The 16,918-nt window shown below is 47.5% G+C and carries 11 protein-coding genes and 1 pseudogene; 7 read left to right on the forward strand and 5 right to left on the reverse strand.

Annotated features, from left to right (window positions below; all coding sequences use genetic code 11):
* Positions 1-150: 150 nt before the first annotated feature.
* Complete coding sequence (locus tag AC4CV5_RS06330; protein ID WP_326220946.1) at positions 151-513, reverse strand: YhjD family protein; 363 nt, start codon at positions 511-513, stop codon at positions 151-153.
* A gap of 152 nt (positions 514-665) precedes the next feature.
* Here AC4CV5_RS06330 and AC4CV5_RS06335 point away from each other — a divergent pair, with 152 nt between their 5' ends.
* The 4 genes from AC4CV5_RS06335 to AC4CV5_RS06350 all read left to right on the forward strand — a co-directional run bounded on the left by AC4CV5_RS06335 (position 666) and on the right by AC4CV5_RS06350 (position 4,076).
* Entirely contained in the window at positions 666-1,289 is a 624-nt protein-coding gene (locus AC4CV5_RS06335; RefSeq protein ID WP_490922281.1) for a TVP38/TMEM64 family protein, read from the forward strand.
* 1 nt (position 1,290) lies between these two features.
* Entirely contained in the window at positions 1,291-1,797 is a 507-nt protein-coding gene (gene lepB, locus AC4CV5_RS06340; RefSeq protein ID WP_166853700.1) for a signal peptidase I, read from the forward strand.
* 181 nt (positions 1,798-1,978) lie between these two features.
* Positions 1,979-3,472, forward strand: a complete 1,494-nt coding sequence (locus AC4CV5_RS06345; protein ID WP_490922282.1) for a monooxygenase — start codon at positions 1,979-1,981, stop codon at positions 3,470-3,472.
* A gap of 76 nt (positions 3,473-3,548) precedes the next feature.
* Positions 3,549-4,076, forward strand: a complete 528-nt coding sequence (locus AC4CV5_RS06350) for a MarR family transcriptional regulator (RefSeq protein WP_166853698.1) — start codon at positions 3,549-3,551, stop codon at positions 4,074-4,076.
* A 253-nt stretch (positions 4,077-4,329) separates the two neighbouring features.
* Here the strand turns inward: AC4CV5_RS06350 and AC4CV5_RS06355 are convergent, their stop codons facing one another.
* Both AC4CV5_RS06355 and AC4CV5_RS06360 read right to left on the reverse strand, forming a co-directional pair.
* Positions 4,330-5,484: an AbrB family transcriptional regulator gene (locus AC4CV5_RS06355; protein ID WP_490922283.1), complete on the reverse strand. Its 1,155-nt coding sequence runs from the start codon at positions 5,482-5,484 to the stop codon at positions 4,330-4,332.
* 104 nt (positions 5,485-5,588) lie between these two features.
* Positions 5,589-6,794 (reverse strand): MDR family MFS transporter, encoded by a 1,206-nt coding sequence (locus AC4CV5_RS06360; RefSeq protein ID WP_490922704.1) that lies wholly within the window; start codon positions 6,792-6,794, stop codon positions 5,589-5,591.
* A gap of 113 nt (positions 6,795-6,907) precedes the next feature.
* Here AC4CV5_RS06360 and AC4CV5_RS06365 point away from each other — a divergent pair, with 113 nt between their 5' ends.
* Positions 6,908-8,635: an SgrR family transcriptional regulator gene (locus AC4CV5_RS06365; RefSeq protein WP_490922284.1), complete on the forward strand. Its 1,728-nt coding sequence runs from the start codon at positions 6,908-6,910 to the stop codon at positions 8,633-8,635.
* 44 nt (positions 8,636-8,679) lie between these two features.
* Here the strand turns inward: AC4CV5_RS06365 and AC4CV5_RS06370 are convergent.
* Together AC4CV5_RS06370 and AC4CV5_RS06375 are read right to left on the reverse strand one after the other, a co-directional pair.
* Positions 8,680-8,985: pseudogene (locus AC4CV5_RS06370) on the reverse strand (four-helix bundle copper-binding protein); the annotation flags it as partial.
* A gap of 91 nt (positions 8,986-9,076) precedes the next feature.
* The gene (locus tag AC4CV5_RS06375) at positions 9,077-9,514 is read right to left on the reverse strand and encodes a ferritin family protein (RefSeq protein WP_166853695.1); all 438 of its coding nucleotides are present in this window, start codon (positions 9,512-9,514) and stop codon (positions 9,077-9,079) included.
* Positions 9,515-9,696: 182 nt separating this feature from the next.
* On the opposite strand from AC4CV5_RS06375, the gene addB reads away from it, so the two are divergent.
* Together addB and addA are read left to right on the forward strand one after the other, a co-directional pair.
* On the forward strand, positions 9,697-13,197 hold the full coding sequence (gene addB / locus AC4CV5_RS06380; RefSeq protein WP_490922286.1) for a helicase-exonuclease AddAB subunit AddB: 3,501 nt from the start codon (positions 9,697-9,699) through the stop codon (positions 13,195-13,197).
* Entirely contained in the window at positions 13,184-16,888 is a 3,705-nt protein-coding gene (gene addA, locus AC4CV5_RS06385) for a helicase-exonuclease AddAB subunit AddA (RefSeq protein ID WP_166853693.1), read from the forward strand. Before addB ends, addA begins: the two co-directional genes overlap by 14 nt.
* Positions 16,889-16,918: the final 30 nt, after the last annotated feature.

Below are 16,918 nucleotides of genomic sequence, written 5' to 3' on the forward strand. Positions count from 1 at the left end.
ATATGTCGTTTTTTGGGGTGAAAAGGCTGTGGTTCGAATTATAAATAAATTCATTTTGTTTGTATAGTGTGAATTGTCTGAAATTTATTGCTGGAATTGCCCGAAGAGGGACCGGGCAGTCTCGGGAGAGTACAGAATGATTCAAAAGACTCATGGCCTGTCCGGGGCAAATAAATAGAACGTTAATAATTCGCTGACCTGCTCCCGAATTCGCGGATTAAAATAGCGGTGTTTTTCTTCATAACCATCGATCACAAATACATAAAGCGTAAAGGCCTCATCGCGTTCCGCCTCGTGGATCGCAACTTTTCTTTTCCTCAGCTCTTTTCTGACCTCCATCAAATCCTTTTGTGCTATTTTTAATGATTCGCTGATAAGCTGTTTATAAGGATGCTTCAATTTTAATGTGCTTTGTTCAATACCGGCAAGATCACGATTTAAAATCGTAATGGCCATGGGCAAAAAGAGAGCCCGTTCAATTAATTCGTATATTTCCTCCTGCAGATTCGGCATGCTGATTCCTTCTTTCTAACGGGAACGTTTGTTCTCTGTGTATTCTATATCGGCTGGTGAAATGTTTCAAGACAGAAAAATTCGCCAAAACTTTTTAGTTTTCTGCTGATAATGTGTAGAATAAGGATAGACAAACCCGGTAAGGAGTATAAATGTTGGAGCATTTTTTATCCTATTTGACACAAGAACACTTAACTGAATTATTTCAAAGCTATAGGGCTTTCGGTCCTTTTATTGCTGTGCTGCTGCCTTTAATTGAAGCATTTCTCCCGTTTTTGCCGCTGATCGTGTTTGTGGTGGCAAATACGAACTCGTTTGGACTGTGGGAAGGATTCATCCTGTCTTGGGCTGGATCAACTGCTGGATCTATACTCGTATTTTTGATTGTCCGCCAATACGGACAGCGAAGATTGCTTGGTTTTATCCGCAGTCACCCGTCGGTCAGAAAGCTGATGTTATGGGTGGAAAGGCATGGCTTTGGTCCTGTGTTTCTTCTGCTTTGTTTTCCGTTTACACCGTCAGCCGCGGTGAATGTTGTTGCCGGTTTGTCGAGGATCGGAACGCGGCCGTTTATTTTGGCGGCAGCCTCGGGGAAGCTTGTCATGATTTTTATGATCAGCTTCATCGGATATGATCTGCACGCGCTGATTACACAGCCAATTCGAACGGTCATTGCTGTATTGGTGATCACGATCTTATGGTATATCGGCAAAAAGGTAGAGCGGTACCTGCATGTGAGAGCCAGTCAGCGTGAGCATGATGGAGGGAGACAGTAACATGAAAAAACGGTTTTGGTTTCTTGCCGGTGTAGTGTCCGTCGTTCTCGTCATTCAGGTTAAAAATGCCGTCTTTATTGATTACAAGGTAGAAGGCGTCAGTATGAACCCGACCTTTCAGGAAGGAAACGAACTGTTGGTCAATAAATTTTCACATCGATTTAAAACCATCCATCGTTTTGATATTGTCCTTTTTAAAGGCCCCGATCAGAAAGTGCTGATTAAACGGGTAATCGGCTTGCCCGGTGAAACGATCAAATATAAAGATGATCAGCTGTATGTGAACGGAAAGCAGGTGGCTGAGCCATTTTTGAAGCATTTGAAATCTGTTTCTGCCGGAAGCCATGTAACGGGAGATTTTACCTTGAAAGATGTGACAGGTACAAGCAAGGTACCGAAAGGACAATATTTTGTCGTTGGAGATAATCGCATATACAGCTTCGACAGCCGTCACTTTGGTCCGATAAGAGAAAAAAATATTGTCGGTGTTATCTCCGATGCTGAATAAAAAGACGCCAATTGAAGAGGCGTCTTTTTTGTGCTGGCTTGGAAAAAAGTGTTGAAGAAAAATTTGTAAGAAGTTATAATCAATATTGTTACGTGTGTAACAAAAATAATAAATGTTTTGTATTTTCGTTTGTTTTCAATGGTTTATATTAGTTTCATATGAAACAAAAGGAGTGATTTAGATGAATGTTGAAGCAGTGATTATAGGGGGAGGGCCGGTCGGATTTATGTTGGCTTCCGAGCTTGCGATGGCCGGGGTGAAAACATGTGTGATTGAGCGGCTTCAAAAGCCTGTTCCGCATTCCAAGGCGTTGACGCTGCATCCCCGCACACTGGAGCTTCTTGAGATGAGGGGGCTATTGGAACGTTTCGTATCCAAGGGAAGCAAGATACCTTCCGGGCACTTTTCGATGCTGGATACCCGTCTTGATTTTACAGGCTTGGATACGGACTGTCCTTACACGCTTTTGCTTCCGCAGTCCAAAACAGAAAAGCTGCTTGAGGAACATGCACGAAGCTTGGGGGCAGAGGTGTTTCGAGGGGCGGAGGCACTGGCGGTTACGCAAAACGAGACAGAGGCGCAAACAATTTTTAAGGATCAGGACGGCAGTGTGCGGACGATCAAAAGTATGTTTGTCATTGGTGCCGATGGAGCAGGAAGTACCGTCCGGAAACAGGCTGGAATTGAGTTTCCGGGAACAGACAGCACCGTCACCGCTGCGCTTGGAGATGTGGCGCTCCTTTCTCCGCCGCCGTCAGGAGTGCTGTCCCTTTGTACGAAAGAGGGCGGTTTCATGATCGTCCCGCTTTCTCCGGGCCGATACCGTGTCGTCGTGATCAGCCCTTATCGCACCCAGACGCCGAAAGATGCGCCTGTCACTGAGGAGGAGCTGAAAGCTGACCTCGTACGAATTTGCGGGACTGATTTTGGCTTAACCGAGCCTTCGTGGATGTCGCGGTTCGGGAACGCCGCGCGCCAAGCGAAACGGTATCGGGATGGCAGAGTCTTTCTTGCAGGGGATGCGGCGCATATTCATTTTCCAGCCGGCGGCCAAGGGCTGAATGTCGGCCTTCAGGATGCAATGAACCTTGGGTGGAAGCTGGCGGCGGCCGTCAAGGGGGCTGCGCCTTCATGGCTTTTGGACAGCTACCATGAGGAACGGCACCCGGCTGCTGAAGGGCTCCTGAGGAACACGGAGGCACAAACAAAGCTGTTTGATTTTACTCAAGCAGGCCTCCATTTGCGAAGTATGATGTCGGAACTGCTCGCCTTCCCTGACGTGAATCGATATGTAGCAGGCCAAATTTCTGCGCTTGATGTCAGGTATGAAGCTGATCCTAACATGCCGCCGCATCGTTTGAACGGGTCAAGGCTTCCTGACATGGACCTGATTCTTTCTGACGGCAGTTTGGAACGGCTGTACAGCTTTCTCCAAAACGGGACATTCGTTTTGCTGTCATTGGTACAAGAAGCTGATGTGCATAGCCGATTAAAAGGCTTACGTACGGTAAACGCTTCAATTGCAGAACAGAATGAAAAGTTGCTGGACGTGCATACGATTTTGATTCGCCCTGATGGACATGTTGCCTGGGCAGTGGATGTATCGGAGCCTGATTGTGGTGAGGTGATTCAATCAGGGATCAGCCGCTGGTTTTCCGTTACCAGCCGGGTGTAGCTCAATTCGATTGTTTCATCTGTAACAAAACGGTATGATAGAAGAAACAATCGAATGAAAAAGGATGAAAAAAACGATGAATACAGATCATACGAAGCGCAATCTTTTTGAATTATATGCGGAGCTCATTCATCAGCAGGAGAAATGGGAGGGGCTCATTAAAGCCTTTTTGGCTGACGAATTGAAGAAGCTCGATGCCGAGCACGAGAGTAAATCTCAATTATCGATGACAGAAATTCATGTTCTTTCCTGTGTTGGGGACAATGAACCAATCAATGTCACGTCTATTGCAGAAAAAATGAATACGACAAAAGCAACTGTATCGCGCATCAGCACAAAATTGCTCGGCGCTGGTTTCCTTCACAGAACACAGCTCAGCGATAACAAAAAGGAGGTCTACTTCCGATTGACCCCGGCCGGGAAAAAACTGCACAGTTTGCACAAATATTATCACCAGAAGGTCGAACAGCGTTTTCTGTCATTTTTTGATCGGTATACAGAGGAAGAGATTCTTTTTGCGGAACGGCTGTTTCGGGATCTGGTGACAAAATGGTATCCGTCATCAGAAGAAATGGGGGACGGTCTTCACAACGTTTTTAAATAAAAAACACGCACTAAGGTGCGTGTTTTTCACGTTTCTTCTTTCTTTTTCAAGATTGTAACGTAAATCAGATTTCCTCCGGCTAAAATCATAAGCGGCAGTCCAGGAGAACCCGATGTCAACAAATTATAAATCAGCCAGATTCCTAAGCATATTCCATAATATAAGTGCATTGCTTTCTCGGGATTATTGCGCAGCAAAAGATCACTCCTTCCCCATCTGCTGTCAGTGTACCATGGAAGGATTGTTTTTCCAATTAGGCGTTACTGCCGCTGACGGAGCTCTCTTTGCCTTTTTTTTCACCATGAAGATGGTGAAGCAGACGATAAAATGGCGGCAAGAGGGCAATGACGAGGATGACGCGTATGACCTGAACCGCAACGACAAAGGTGGAATCGGCATGCAAGGTAACAGACGTCGTCGCCATTTCTGCAATGCCGCCGGGCGCAAATGCCAGAACAGAAGTGATGAGCGAGATTCCTGTCAGCTTGGAAACAATCACGGCGCTCAAAAACATAGCTGCGATTAAACCGACGGACGAGACAAACCCGACGATGAGAGTGCGGGTGACGCCGGCAAACATGCTTTTGTACATCTTAGAGCCAATCGTAGCCCCAAGAAATACTTGTGATACATGGTTAGCTTGTGCCGGCCACCATGCCGTCATGTCGTGCCCTGTCACCGCAGCTCCCCCAACATGTACAAGTGCTACACCGAGCATGCTGCCAAGCAGCCAAGGAGCCGGAAATTTTAAAAATTTCGCTGCTTTGCAAGCTCCCCAGGCAGCGAGAATCAAAACAGCAGTCCACAAAACGGGAGCGAGCCTAAAATCTGCCGTTGCCGAGGAAAGCGTTTCTGCTGCGGCACTTGCGGAACGATCTTGTTTTGTATAGATCAGAATGACTAAAAATGGAATGGAGAGCACTACGAGCAGCACCCGCATCATTTGAACAAGGCTGACAATGGCGGTGTTGGCCCCGACTTCCTGCGCGATACTCGGCATGGCGGACAGCCCGCCGGGAGCGGTGCCGACAAAGCTTGTCATCATATCCGTTTTGCTGAAACGCCAAAGCACATATCCTGACAGCATAGCAAGTAGTATAGACAATATCAGCATAACGCCGACTGAAAACCAATGGTCTTTAAGGACAGAGAGAACGGATAAATTCAGCTTTTGGCCCAATTCGATGCCGAGAATCATCTGCCCGAGGGCGAGCCATCGGCGGTCAATTCCTTTTTGGTCTGGCGCCATCATCAGCCATGCTGGCCGTATCATGGCGAGGCAGCAGGCGACAATCAGCGTTCCGATCATCCATCCGATCGATATTCCGGTTAATGAAAGAATAAACCCCCCGGCTGCGCTGATTGCGATAAACCATAGATCTTTGAGGAGATTTTTGTCTTTCTTCAATGTAAAACCCTTCTTCCTTTTCACGTAACACTCCAATTGTTCACGTAGTGAATGTATTATTACTATAGTATATTTTCGTTGATAAAGAAATTATGAATTATTTTCTATTTGCCATTCGCTTTTCTTATGACCTTGTGTTCGAGCTTCTCTATTGTGTAGGTCAGGCATAAACCAGCTGTCAGCAAACACACGGCAAGGGCGTAGAAAATCACTTCTCCGCCAAACGATGTCAAGATCAGCCCGCCTGCCAGAGGTCCGATTGAGCGGGATATATCCCAATGCAGGCCGTATACCGCATAAAACCGGCCGAGCAGATGGGGCGGTGCCAATCTCGATATGAAGGTTTGGATGTGAGTTAATCCGATGCTTTCGCCAACCGTCATCACGGCTGCCGTCACTAAAAGCATGGTCAGAGAGGTTGAGTATGCAAAGCCGGCAGCCGCAAGAGAGTAGCAGATATAAGTAATGAAAAGGATCATTTTCATTGAAAGCTTTTCTGTCCCTTTTACAAGAGGAACTTGGAGAACAAAGCTGAATAAAGCTTTTGCCGCCGAGTAGATGGTCAAAATGGATAGATAATCAGAAAACATGTTTTTGCTGAACAGCCTGTAAGTTGTTTCTGTTTGCGCGTATAACATGCTGATGGGGAGAGAAAGCAGCAAAAGAAGCAGTACAGGTCTGTATACCGTAAAGCTCGTGGACATTTCCGGTGTAACAGCTGTCTTTAACGGCTTTGTTTCTGGCAGTTTCAGTGCAGCGATCAGAAAGTAGGCAAACAATGCCGCGGCATCTAAAGCGAATATCCACACGGGGTTATAATTGTACAGCAGCATTCCCACTAGCGGTCCTGCTGTCAGGCCCGCCGAATAGATCGCATTGATGACTGCAAACACTTCTGAACGTCTGCTTTCCGGCGTGCTTTCAGCGATTTGGGCGCGGGAAGCAGGTATGTACAACGATCTCCCGATGCCATTCATGACGTAGAGAATGGCGAAAAAATATGAATGCTCGGCAAACACAAACCCCGTCATGGCCGCTGATTGCAGAAGCAATGCGATCAGAATCGCTGTGCGCCGCCCTAGCTGGTCCGTTACCCGTCCTGCAACGAGTGTAAGGAAAATATCAGCAAATGGCTGAAGACTGATGATCAGCATGGGAATCATGACACTGCCATTTAATTGTTCATGCAGATACAGCACCATAAAAGGGGCCATCATTGCACCCGTCAGGCTTGTCAGCATTTCTCCGATAAAGCGGAGCCAAACTGGAGTGGTATATCTTAATTTAATAGATTGAAAGCCGCTCAATATGTGATCGCCGCCTTTCGCTGTTTGATATAGTAGTAGTGTATAGAAGGGGCGGCGGCCCAAAAAGTGAAGAAAATAACAGAAAAAGATTCCCCTTTTGTCAGGAGGTGCGGGGATTGAAGCTGATTGAGCACTATATGGCACTTGTAAAAACAGGGCGTGCTCCATATGGGCAAATGAATGAAATGACTCTCACTGAAATGGCTGACTGTTTATTTTGTACAGAAAGAAATGCAAAGCTTATATTACATAAGCTGGAGAACAAGAATTGGATCATCCGGGAAAGTGGGGCGGGGCGCGGTCGTAAATCCAAAATCGCGTTTCTTCGCCAGCCTGAGGAACTGCTTCTTCAAACTGCCAAGGAATATACAATGGCTGGAAAGCTTAAAAAGGCAAAGGAGTTGCTTCAGCTGTATCAATCCTCGTTTCGGGGGCTTCAAAACGAATATGATATGTGGTTTTCTGAGGTATTCGGTTTTGTGACAGAGACCGGCCGGGATGGAGAAGAGGATGTGCTCCGGCTGTTCATCGCACCTGAATCTGTCAGCAGTTTGGACCCGTGCCGCATCTTTTTGCGGTCTGAGGGGCATTTCGTTAAACAGATATTTGATACATTGCTCACGTTTGATCCAGTTTTGCAGGAGCCGAAGCCTCATTTGATTCATGGATGGGAAGAGGACGGGAAAAAACGATGGAAATTCTTTCTTCGAAAGGGTGTGTCTTTTCATAATGGACAGTTGCTGACAGCGCGGGATGTTGCGTTTACGTTTCAGCGTTTTTTGACACAGGCTGACAACCCATATAAATGGCTGTTACACGGAGTGAAACAAATCTTAGAAAATGGGCCTTATTGTGTGGAACTCATACTCGATAAGCCGAATGAGCTTTTGCCGTATGTTCTTTGTGATGAACGGCTGTCCATTCTGCCGGCAGAACAGGGCGGCGGGATCAATGGCACAGGGCCTTTTCGGGTCAATCGGCAATGCGGTCAGATGCTTGTGCTTAAAGCCAATGAGCGCTACTTCAAGGGACGGCCCTTTTTGGATCGCGTTGAGTTTGTTTTTTCTGAACAAGCCGGAGAGGTAAACGGTTTTACCATTCAAGAAAAACAAGCATGTCCTGAGCAGCAAACTGTTTTTGATGAAAGGCATGTTCAGTATTTGTCGCTCAATCTGAAAAAGAAGGGGCCTCTTCAGCATCGAAGCTTTAGAAAAGCGCTCCGCCTGCTGATTTCCTCTAAACGGCTCGTTCGTGAAGCGGGCGGGCACCGCAGAACCCCGGTTACGTCTTTTTTGCATCCGAATCCTTTTGATTGGGGAGACGTTTCACCTTTTGAATTGCTGAAGCAGAGCGGGTACGAGGGAGAGCCGCTGGTGCTTTGTACCTTTTCGGAGACGGATCATTGTGAGGATGCCGAGTGGATTCAAAATGTTTGCGCCCAACATGGCATCAGGATTACACTTCAATTCTGTGATTCCGCTGATCTGCGCCGGCCGGAAATCGTGCAAATGGCAGATATCATTCATGACAGTGCGACGTTTTATCAAGACAGTGAGTTTGGTTTTCTGCATTTGCTGTTGTCGGAGAACAGTTTTTTGTGTCAGCATCTATCTGAAAAGCTGGAACGGATTTGTTCAGGAATGACAGAACGAATATTTTCAATGTCTGACCGCAGTTCGAGAGTCCTTATGCTGCAGGACATTGACTGCCAGCTTATACAGGAGTTCAATGCGATTCCGCTGTATCAAAATGTGCTGCAGGTGACATCAGGCGAGAATGTGAAAGGCCTGATGCTTGATGAAGAGGGGTGGATTGATTTGTACTCCGTGTGGCTGTCCAAATAAAAAAGAGGGTTCCTTTTTTTGAACCCTCTCCGTCTTTTATGACCTGCCATGCTGCGGCATTGTTCAGCGCAGGTAAAGCAGGACTTCGCACATGCTTGGCAATGATCGTGCTCGTGCTCGTGCTTTTCACATTCAGTGCCGCACGCTTCACAAATATCGGCGCAAAGTACGCAAATTTCTTTCATGAACGGGCTGTCCGTTTGCGTGGCTTTGACCGCCAGCGCACAAATATCCGCGCATTCCCTATCGAGCCGGATACAGCCGCTGAGATCGTGATGCACGCTTTCTTCCAGGCATCTTGTAAAACAATGATTACAAGCCTCAATACAAGCTTCTGAATATTGCTCCATAACTGATTCCCCCTGTGTGGCAGTGTATGTTTTATGTTTCCCGGCTGCTTTTGAAAAAAAGGTGAGTGTGTTTTTTTGTGTGAGGGGTATATTAACGTTCCATCAGATAGTATAGAAACCAGACAGCGTGATTTTGTTCGTCCCGTGCGGCGCGCGTAAAGATGCCTTTCGCTTTTAAGTTTGAAGTTTCCTCGGCCGCACGTAAGTAAAAGTCGACAGTTTCTTGTTCATCTTTAAAAGCTGCGTCAAGCCCTCTCGTGAAAGTGTCTGGGCATTCCTCCGTCTGTTTCGGCATGATGTGTTTGCCGGTAATGGCACCGTACAGTGTGGAAAGTTCACGGAGGTGGCGCATTTCGTCACGCCTGATTTCTTCAATCTGCTTTCTGACTTCATCGCGGTAGGTAAGTTCGGCAAGTTTGCGATAGCATTGAATCGCGCTGAATTCTCCGTCAATGGCCTTTTTCAAATTCCGAATCAAAACAGGATCTTCCCGGTATGGCGCCGGATAGGGGTAGTAGCTGTAATGCAAAAGGGTTCAACTCCATTCTTAGGAATTGGGCTTCTGTAGAAGTATATGTAGGTCAGGAAGACATGTGCGGAGAAATTCAGCTTTTTATATGCGAAAAGGCCGTTTTTACCAATAGATCAGATTGGTCATTTTCGTCAACATTCGATAAAATATATAGAGATAAAAAGAGAGGGGTCTTCTAATTGGGAGCAGAGTTTTTAGTAGGCAGGTCCGGGAGTGGAAAAACGAAGCTGATCATCGACAGCATTCAGGATGAACTGCGCCGGGCTCCATTCGGGAAACCGATCATTTTTCTAGTCCCGGATCAAATGACGTTTTTAATGGAATACGAGCTTGCTAAAACGCCTGATATGGGCGGAATGATACGTGCTCAAGTGTTCAGCTTTTCACGATTGGCCTGGCGCGTCCTCCAGCATACGGGAGGAATGAGCAGGCCGTTTCTTACGAGCACAGGCGTACAGATGCTCCTTCGGAAGCTCATTGAGGAGCATAAACAGGAGTTTAAAGTCTATCAAAAAGCAAGTGATAAAAGCGGGTTTACCGCACAGGTTGAACGGATGCTGGCAGAGTTTAAGCGTTACTGTTTGGAACCGGAAGATATCCGCCGGATGGCGGAAAGCGGAACGGCTTCCGAGTATCGCGGAGAACGTGTTTTATCTGAAAAGCTTCATGATTTATCGATTCTGTATCAGCAAATGGAAAAAAGCCTTGCAGATCAATATCTTCACTCTGAGGATTATTTGACATTGCTGGCAGAGCACATTCAGCTGTCGGAGGATGTAAAAGGCGCGCATATCTATGTGGACGGCTTTTACCAGTTTACACCTCAGGAATTCAGGGTGTTGGAGCAGCTTATGGTTCATGCAGAGCATATCACGTTTTCGCTGACAGCGGACAAGCCGTCATATGAGCGGGAGCCGCATGAACTGGAATTGTTCAGAATGACGGGAAAAACCTATTACCGCCTGCATCAGAAGGCCAAGGAACTGAATCTGGATATTACCTATAAAGAGCTAAACGGAACTGAGCGGCATATGCAGACGCCAGAACTGGCGCATCTAGAGGCGCAGTATGAAGCGCGTCCGGCTATCCCGTACGCAGAAAAACAAGAGGCCTTTACTGTAATGCAGGCCACAAACAGACGAGCTGAGCTGGAAGGCATTGCCCGGGAAATTCACACTCTTGTCAGAGAGAAGGGCTATCGCTATAAGGATGTAGCGATTCTTGCGCGCCAGCCGGAAGATTACAAGGATATGGTGAAGGAAGTTTTCGCAGATTACGAGATTCCTTATTTCATTGATGGAAAAGCTTCTATGCTGAACCATCCGTTAATCGAATTTATCAGGTCGAGCATTGATGTTCTGAAAGGGAATTGGCGTTATGAAGCAGTGTTTCGCTGTGTGAAAACCGAACTGCTATTCCCGCTTAACGAGCCGAAGACTAAGGTGAGAGAACAGGTCGATCAGCTTGAAAATTACTGTATCGCCTACGGTATCAAAGGCGATCGCTGGACAAAGGGCGACCGTTTCCATTACAGACGTTTTGTGTCATTGGATGATGATTTTGCGCAAACCGATCAGGAAATCGAAATGGAAAACATGCTGAATGACACACGCGACTGGATTGTTCCGCCGCTTTTTCGGCTCCAGAAAAGAATGAAAAAAGCAAAGACGGTTCAGGAGAAGGCGGAGGCGCTCTACCGCTATCTAGAAGAGACGGATGTGCCGCTGAAGCTGGATCAGGAAAGACAGCGTGCTGAGGAAGACGGCAGAATCATTGAAGCACAGCAGCATCAGCAGGCGTGGGATGCGGTCATTCAGCTGCTTGAGGAGTTTGTTGAAATGATGGGGGATGATGAGATTTCTCTTGATTTGTTTCAGCAAATGATGGAAGCCGGCGCGGAGTCGCTTACATTTTCTTTAATTCCGCCTGCCCTAGACCAAGTGTTTGTCGGCAATATGGATTTATCCAGAATGTATGGCACCTCTTGCACCTTTGTGCTGGGGGCAAACGACGGCGTTCTGCCGGCACGCCCTGATGAAAACGGAGTGCTGTCGGACGATGACCGGGAATGGCTGAAAACGATTGGGGTTGAGCTTTCCTCAGGCGGGCGGGAGCGTCTGCTTGATGAGCATTTCCTCATCTATATGGCGTTTTCCAGTCCGTCTGACCGGCTTTACGTATCGTATCCGATTGCCGATGCGGAAGGAAAAACGCTTTTGCCGTCGATTATCGTTAAGCGGCTGGAAGAACTGTTTCCGCAGCATAAGGAGCGTCTGTTGACAAGTGAACCTGAACAGGTCAGCGATGAGGAACAGCTTATGTATGTCGTCAATAAAAGCGTGGCACAGTCCTTTACCGCGAGCCAGCTCAGATTATGGACTAGGGAATACGACATCAGCGACGTCTGGTGGAGCACGTACAATGTGCTGATGAGTGATCCGGACAGACTGCAATCGAAAAAGCTGTTCTCAAGCCTGTTTTTCCGGAATGAAGTAAAGCAGCTTGAACGCAGCGTATCGAGACAGCTCTATGGTGAACGCATTCAGGGCAGTGTATCGAGAATGGAAACCTTTAATGCGTGCCCGTTCTCCCATTTTGCATCGCACGGGCTCAATCTGAAGGAACGGCAATTTTTCAAGCTCGAAGCACCGGATATCGGCCAGCTGTTTCATTCCAGCTTAAAGCTGATTTCAGACCGGCTGCGCGAGCAAAAAATGGATTGGCGCGATTTAACGAAAGAGCAGTGCGAGCTGTTTTCCTATGATGCAGTAGAGCGGCTGGCACCGAAACTGCAAAAGGAGATTTTGCTCAGCTCAAACCGGCATTATTATGTGAAGGAAAAACTGCAAAAAATTGTGACACGCGTGTCCGGCATTTTAAGCGAGCACGCGAAAGCGAGCGGATTTGTGCCGATCGGGCTTGAACTGGGCTTTGGAGGAAAAGGGCCGCTTCCGCCGCTGACCTTTAAGCTGAAAAACGGCTGCACGATGGAACTCGTCGGGCGAATTGACCGTGTTGATAAAGCGGAAAGCTCAAAAGGCCTGCTCCTAAGGATTGTCGATTATAAATCAAGCGACAAAGGCCTTGACTTAGCGGAAGTATATTACGGGCTGGCGCTTCAAATGCTGACGTACCTTGATTTATCGATTACTCATTCAGCAGACTGGCTTGGCATGAGAGCGACACCGGCCGGAGTGCTGTATTTCCATATTCATGACCCAATGATTCAATCTAATCTCCCGCTTGGGCTTGACGAGATTGAACAGGAGATCTTTAAGAAATTTAAAATGAAGGGCCTGCTTCTCGGCGATCAGGAAGCTGTTCGCCTCATGGATACAACCCTTCAAGAGGGACGATCAAATATCATCAACGCGGGCTTGAAAAAAGACGGCTCTCTCAGATCAGACTCAGCGGCAGTCGGCGAAAAGGAATTTGAATTGTTGACGAAGCATGTGCGCCGAACCTTCCAAGAAGCAGGCGAACAAATCACCGACGGACGCGTATCGATTGAGCCGTATAAAATGAAGAACAAGACGCCATGCACATACTGTGCGTTCAAATCAGTATGCCAATTTGATGAATCATTAGAAGAGAACGAGTATCGCTCGCTAAAGGCTGAAAAGGACAAGACGATACTTGAGTGGATAAAAAAGGAGGCGGATGGCAATGAACATTCCTAAACCGGCAGACAGCACATGGACAGATGACCAATGGAATGCCATTGTTTCAACCGGCCAGGATATTCTCGTGGCAGCGGCGGCGGGCTCGGGTAAAACCGCTGTTCTCGTTGAACGAATGATACGGAAAATCACCGCGGAAGAAAACCCGATTGATGTAGACCGCCTTCTCGTTGTGACATTTACAAACGCCTCAGCGGCAGAGATGAAACACCGGATCGCAGATGCCTTGGAAAAAGAGCTTGTAAAACGCCCTGGCTCGCTGCATATCAGACGCCAGCTGTCTCTTTTAAACCGGGCCAGCATTTCGACACTCCATTCCTTTTGCCTGCAAGTGCTGAAGAAATATTACTACTTGATCGATCTTGATCCGGGCTTTCGGATTGCTGATCAGACAGAAGGCGAGCTGCTTGGGGATGAGGTGTTGGACGAGCTGTTTGAAGACGAATACGCAAAGGGCGAAAAGGCATTTTTTGAGCTTGTTGACCGCTATACGACAGACCGGCACGATCTGGACCTGCAATTTCTCGTCAAACAGGTGTACGAGTATTCCCGTTCAAACCCAAACCCGGAGGCATGGCTGGAAAGCTTTGTTCATTTGTATGATGTATCGGAAAAGAGTGCCATCGAGGAGCTTCCGTTTTATCAATATGTCAAAGAGGATATTGCAATGGTGCTTAACGGAGCGAAGGAGAATCTGCAGCGCGCGCTGGAGCTGACAAAAGCGCCGGGCGGCCCCGCCCCGCGCGCTGACACCTTTCTTGATGATCTTGCGCAGATTGATGAACTGATTCAGTATCAGGACGATTTCAATGAACTATATAGGCGTGTGCCCGCAGTCTCTTTTAAGCGCGCGAAAGCAGTAAAAGGGGACGAGTTTGATCCTGCGCTCCTTGAAGAAGCGACGGATTTGAGAAACGGTGCAAAAAAACTGCTTGAAAAGCTTAAATCCGATTACTTCACGAGAAGTCCTGAACAGCATTTGAAAAGCTTGGCCGATATGAAGCCTGTCATTGAAACGCTCGTACAGCTTGTTATCAGCTACGGAAAACGGTTCGAAGCCGCGAAACAGGAAAAATCAATCATTGATTTTTCTGATTTGGAGCATTACTGTTTATCCATTTTGACAGCTGAGAATGACAAAGGTGAACGTGAGCCGAGCGAGGCGGCAAGATTTTATCAGGAACAGTTTCATGAGGTGCTCGTTGACGAATATCAGGATACCAATTTAGTGCAGGAATCGATCCTGCAGCTCGTCACAAGCGGGCCGGAGGAGACCGGTAACCTGTTTATGGTAGGAGATGTCAAACAGTCGATTTATCGATTCAGGCTTGCGGAGCCGCTTCTTTTCCTCTCCAAATACAAACGGTTTACAGAGAGCGGAGAAGGCACGGGTCGGAAAATCGACTTGAATAAGAATTTCCGAAGCCGGGCTGATATTTTAGATAGCACAAACTTTCTATTTAAACAGCTGATGGGCGGCAAAATCGGTGAGGTCGATTATGACGAGCAGGCTGAGCTGAAGCTTGGTGCGGCGTATCCGGATAATGATGAGACGGAAACGGAGCTGCTGCTGATCGACAACACAGAAGAGACGGATGCAGGCGAGGAAGCAGAAGAGCTGGAAACGGTGCAGTTCGAGGCGAAAGCGATCGCCAAGGAAATTCGCAAGCTGATTTCATCGCCATTTAAGGTGTATGACGGAAAAACGAAAACACACCGCAATATTCAATACCGCGATATCGTGATTTTGCTACGCTCCATGCCGTGGGCGCCGCAAATCATGGAGGAGCTGAGAGCACAGGGCATACCGGTTTACGCCAATTTAACGTCAGGTTATTTTGAAGCGGTCGAAGTCGCCGTTGCGCTTTCCGTGCTGAAAGTGATCGATAACCCGTATCAGGATATACCGCTTGCCTCTGTTCTGCGCTCACCGATTGTCGGGGCAGATGAAAACGAGCTGTCTTTGATCCGGCTTGAAAATACAAAAGCGCCGTACTATGAAGCGATGAAAGACTACTTGGCTGCTGGCGACCGGAACGATGAGCTTTATCAGAAGCTGCAAACATTCTACGGCCATCTGCAAAAATGGCGCGCGTTTTCGAAAAACCACTCTGTATCTGAGCTGATTTGGGAAGTGTACCGAGACACGAAATATATGGATTATGTCGGCGGGATGCCGGGCGGAAAACAGCGCCAGGCCAATTTGCGTGTTCTCTATGACCGGGCGCGCCAATATGAATCGACGGCATTTCGCGGACTGTTCCGTTTCCTGCGGTTTATCGAACGCATGCAGGAGCGGGGCGATGATCTTGGAACGGCGAGAGCGCTCAGCGAGCAGGAGGATGTTGTCCGCTTAATGACGATCCACAGCAGCAAGGGGCTCGAATTTCCCGTCGTGTTTGCAGCAGGTCTCGGCCGGAATTTTAACATGATGGACTTGAACAAATCGTACCTGCTGGACAAGGAGCTTGGATTTGGTTCGAAGTATATTCATCCGCAATTGCGCATCAGTTACCCGACGCTTCCGCTCATTGCGATGAAGAAAAAAATGCGCAGGGAGCTGCTGTCAGAGGAATTGCGTGTTCTCTATGTTGCATTAACGAGAGCGAAAGAAAAACTGTTTCTGATTGGTTCGTGCAAGGATCATCAGAAACAGCTCGCAAAATGGCAGGCATCCGCGTCCCAAACTGACTGGCTTCTTCCGGAATTTGACCGCTATCAGGCGAAAACCTATTTAGATTTCATCGGGCCGGCTCTTGCCAGACACAGAGATATGGAGGTTTTGGCTGAAAACGGTGCAGCAGCGCATGCTGATATATCAGGACATCCGGCTCGTTTTGCCGTTCGAATGATTCATTCCTATGATTTGCTGGATGATGATTTGGAAGAAAGAATGGAAGAAAAAAGCGAGCGCTTAGAAGCGATCCGCAAAGGTGAACCAGTTCCTGGCTCGTTTGCATTTGATGAAAAAGCCCGCGAGCAGCTGAACTGGACATATCCGCATTACGAGGTCACACAAATTCGCACAAAGCAGTCGGTTTCTGAGATCAAGAGAAAAAGAGAGTACGAGGATGAATACAGCGGCCAGGCCCCCGTTAAACCTGCTGAAGGAAGCATTCTGTACAGGCGGCCCGCTTTTATGATGAAAAAAGGCCTGACAGCAGCGGAGAAAGGGACGGCCATGCATACGGTTATGCAGCATATCCCGCTGACACATGTACCGACGATAGAAGAAGCGGAGCAGACGGTTCAAAAGCTTTATGAAAAAGAACTGCTCACTGAAGAACAAAAAGCCGCTATTGATATAGAAGAAATCGTGCATTTTTTCCATACAGAAATCGGCGGACAGCTGATCGGCGCTAAATGGAAGGATCGGGAAGTGCCATTCAGTTTAGCGCTTCCGGCCAAGGAGATCTATCCAGATGCACAGGAGGCGGATGAACCGCTTTTAGTGCAGGGAATCATAGATTGTCTCTATGAAACTGAGGACGGCTTATATCTCTTGGACTATAAATCAGACCGGATTGAGGGCAAATTCCGGCACGGCTTTGAAGGAGCGGCCCCTATCTTGAAGAAACGATATGAAACGCAAATTCAGCTGTACACGAAGGCAGTTGAGCAAATTGCAAAAACAAAGGTAAAGGGATGTGCGCTTTATTTCTTTGACGGAGGGCACATTCTGACATTATAGCGAGATCCGTAAGCTCCGGGATTTCAGACG

This window comes from Bacillus sp. NS1, assembly GCF_058248265.1.

Coding starts and splice junctions, on each gene's coding strand:
- AC4CV5_RS06330 (WP_326220946.1), bottom strand. CDS start 513: ATGCCGAATCTGCAGGAGGAAATATACGAATTAATTGAACGGGCTCTC.
- AC4CV5_RS06335 (WP_490922281.1), top strand. CDS start 666: ATGTTGGAGCATTTTTTATCCTATTTGACACAAGAACACTTAACTGAA.
- lepB (WP_166853700.1), top strand. CDS start 1,291: ATGAAAAAACGGTTTTGGTTTCTTGCCGGTGTAGTGTCCGTCGTTCTC.
- AC4CV5_RS06345 (WP_490922282.1), top strand. CDS start 1,979: ATGAATGTTGAAGCAGTGATTATAGGGGGAGGGCCGGTCGGATTTATG.
- AC4CV5_RS06350 (WP_166853698.1), top strand. CDS start 3,549: ATGAATACAGATCATACGAAGCGCAATCTTTTTGAATTATATGCGGAG.
- addA (WP_166853693.1), top strand. CDS start 13,184: ATGAACATTCCTAAACCGGCAGACAGCACATGGACAGATGACCAATGG.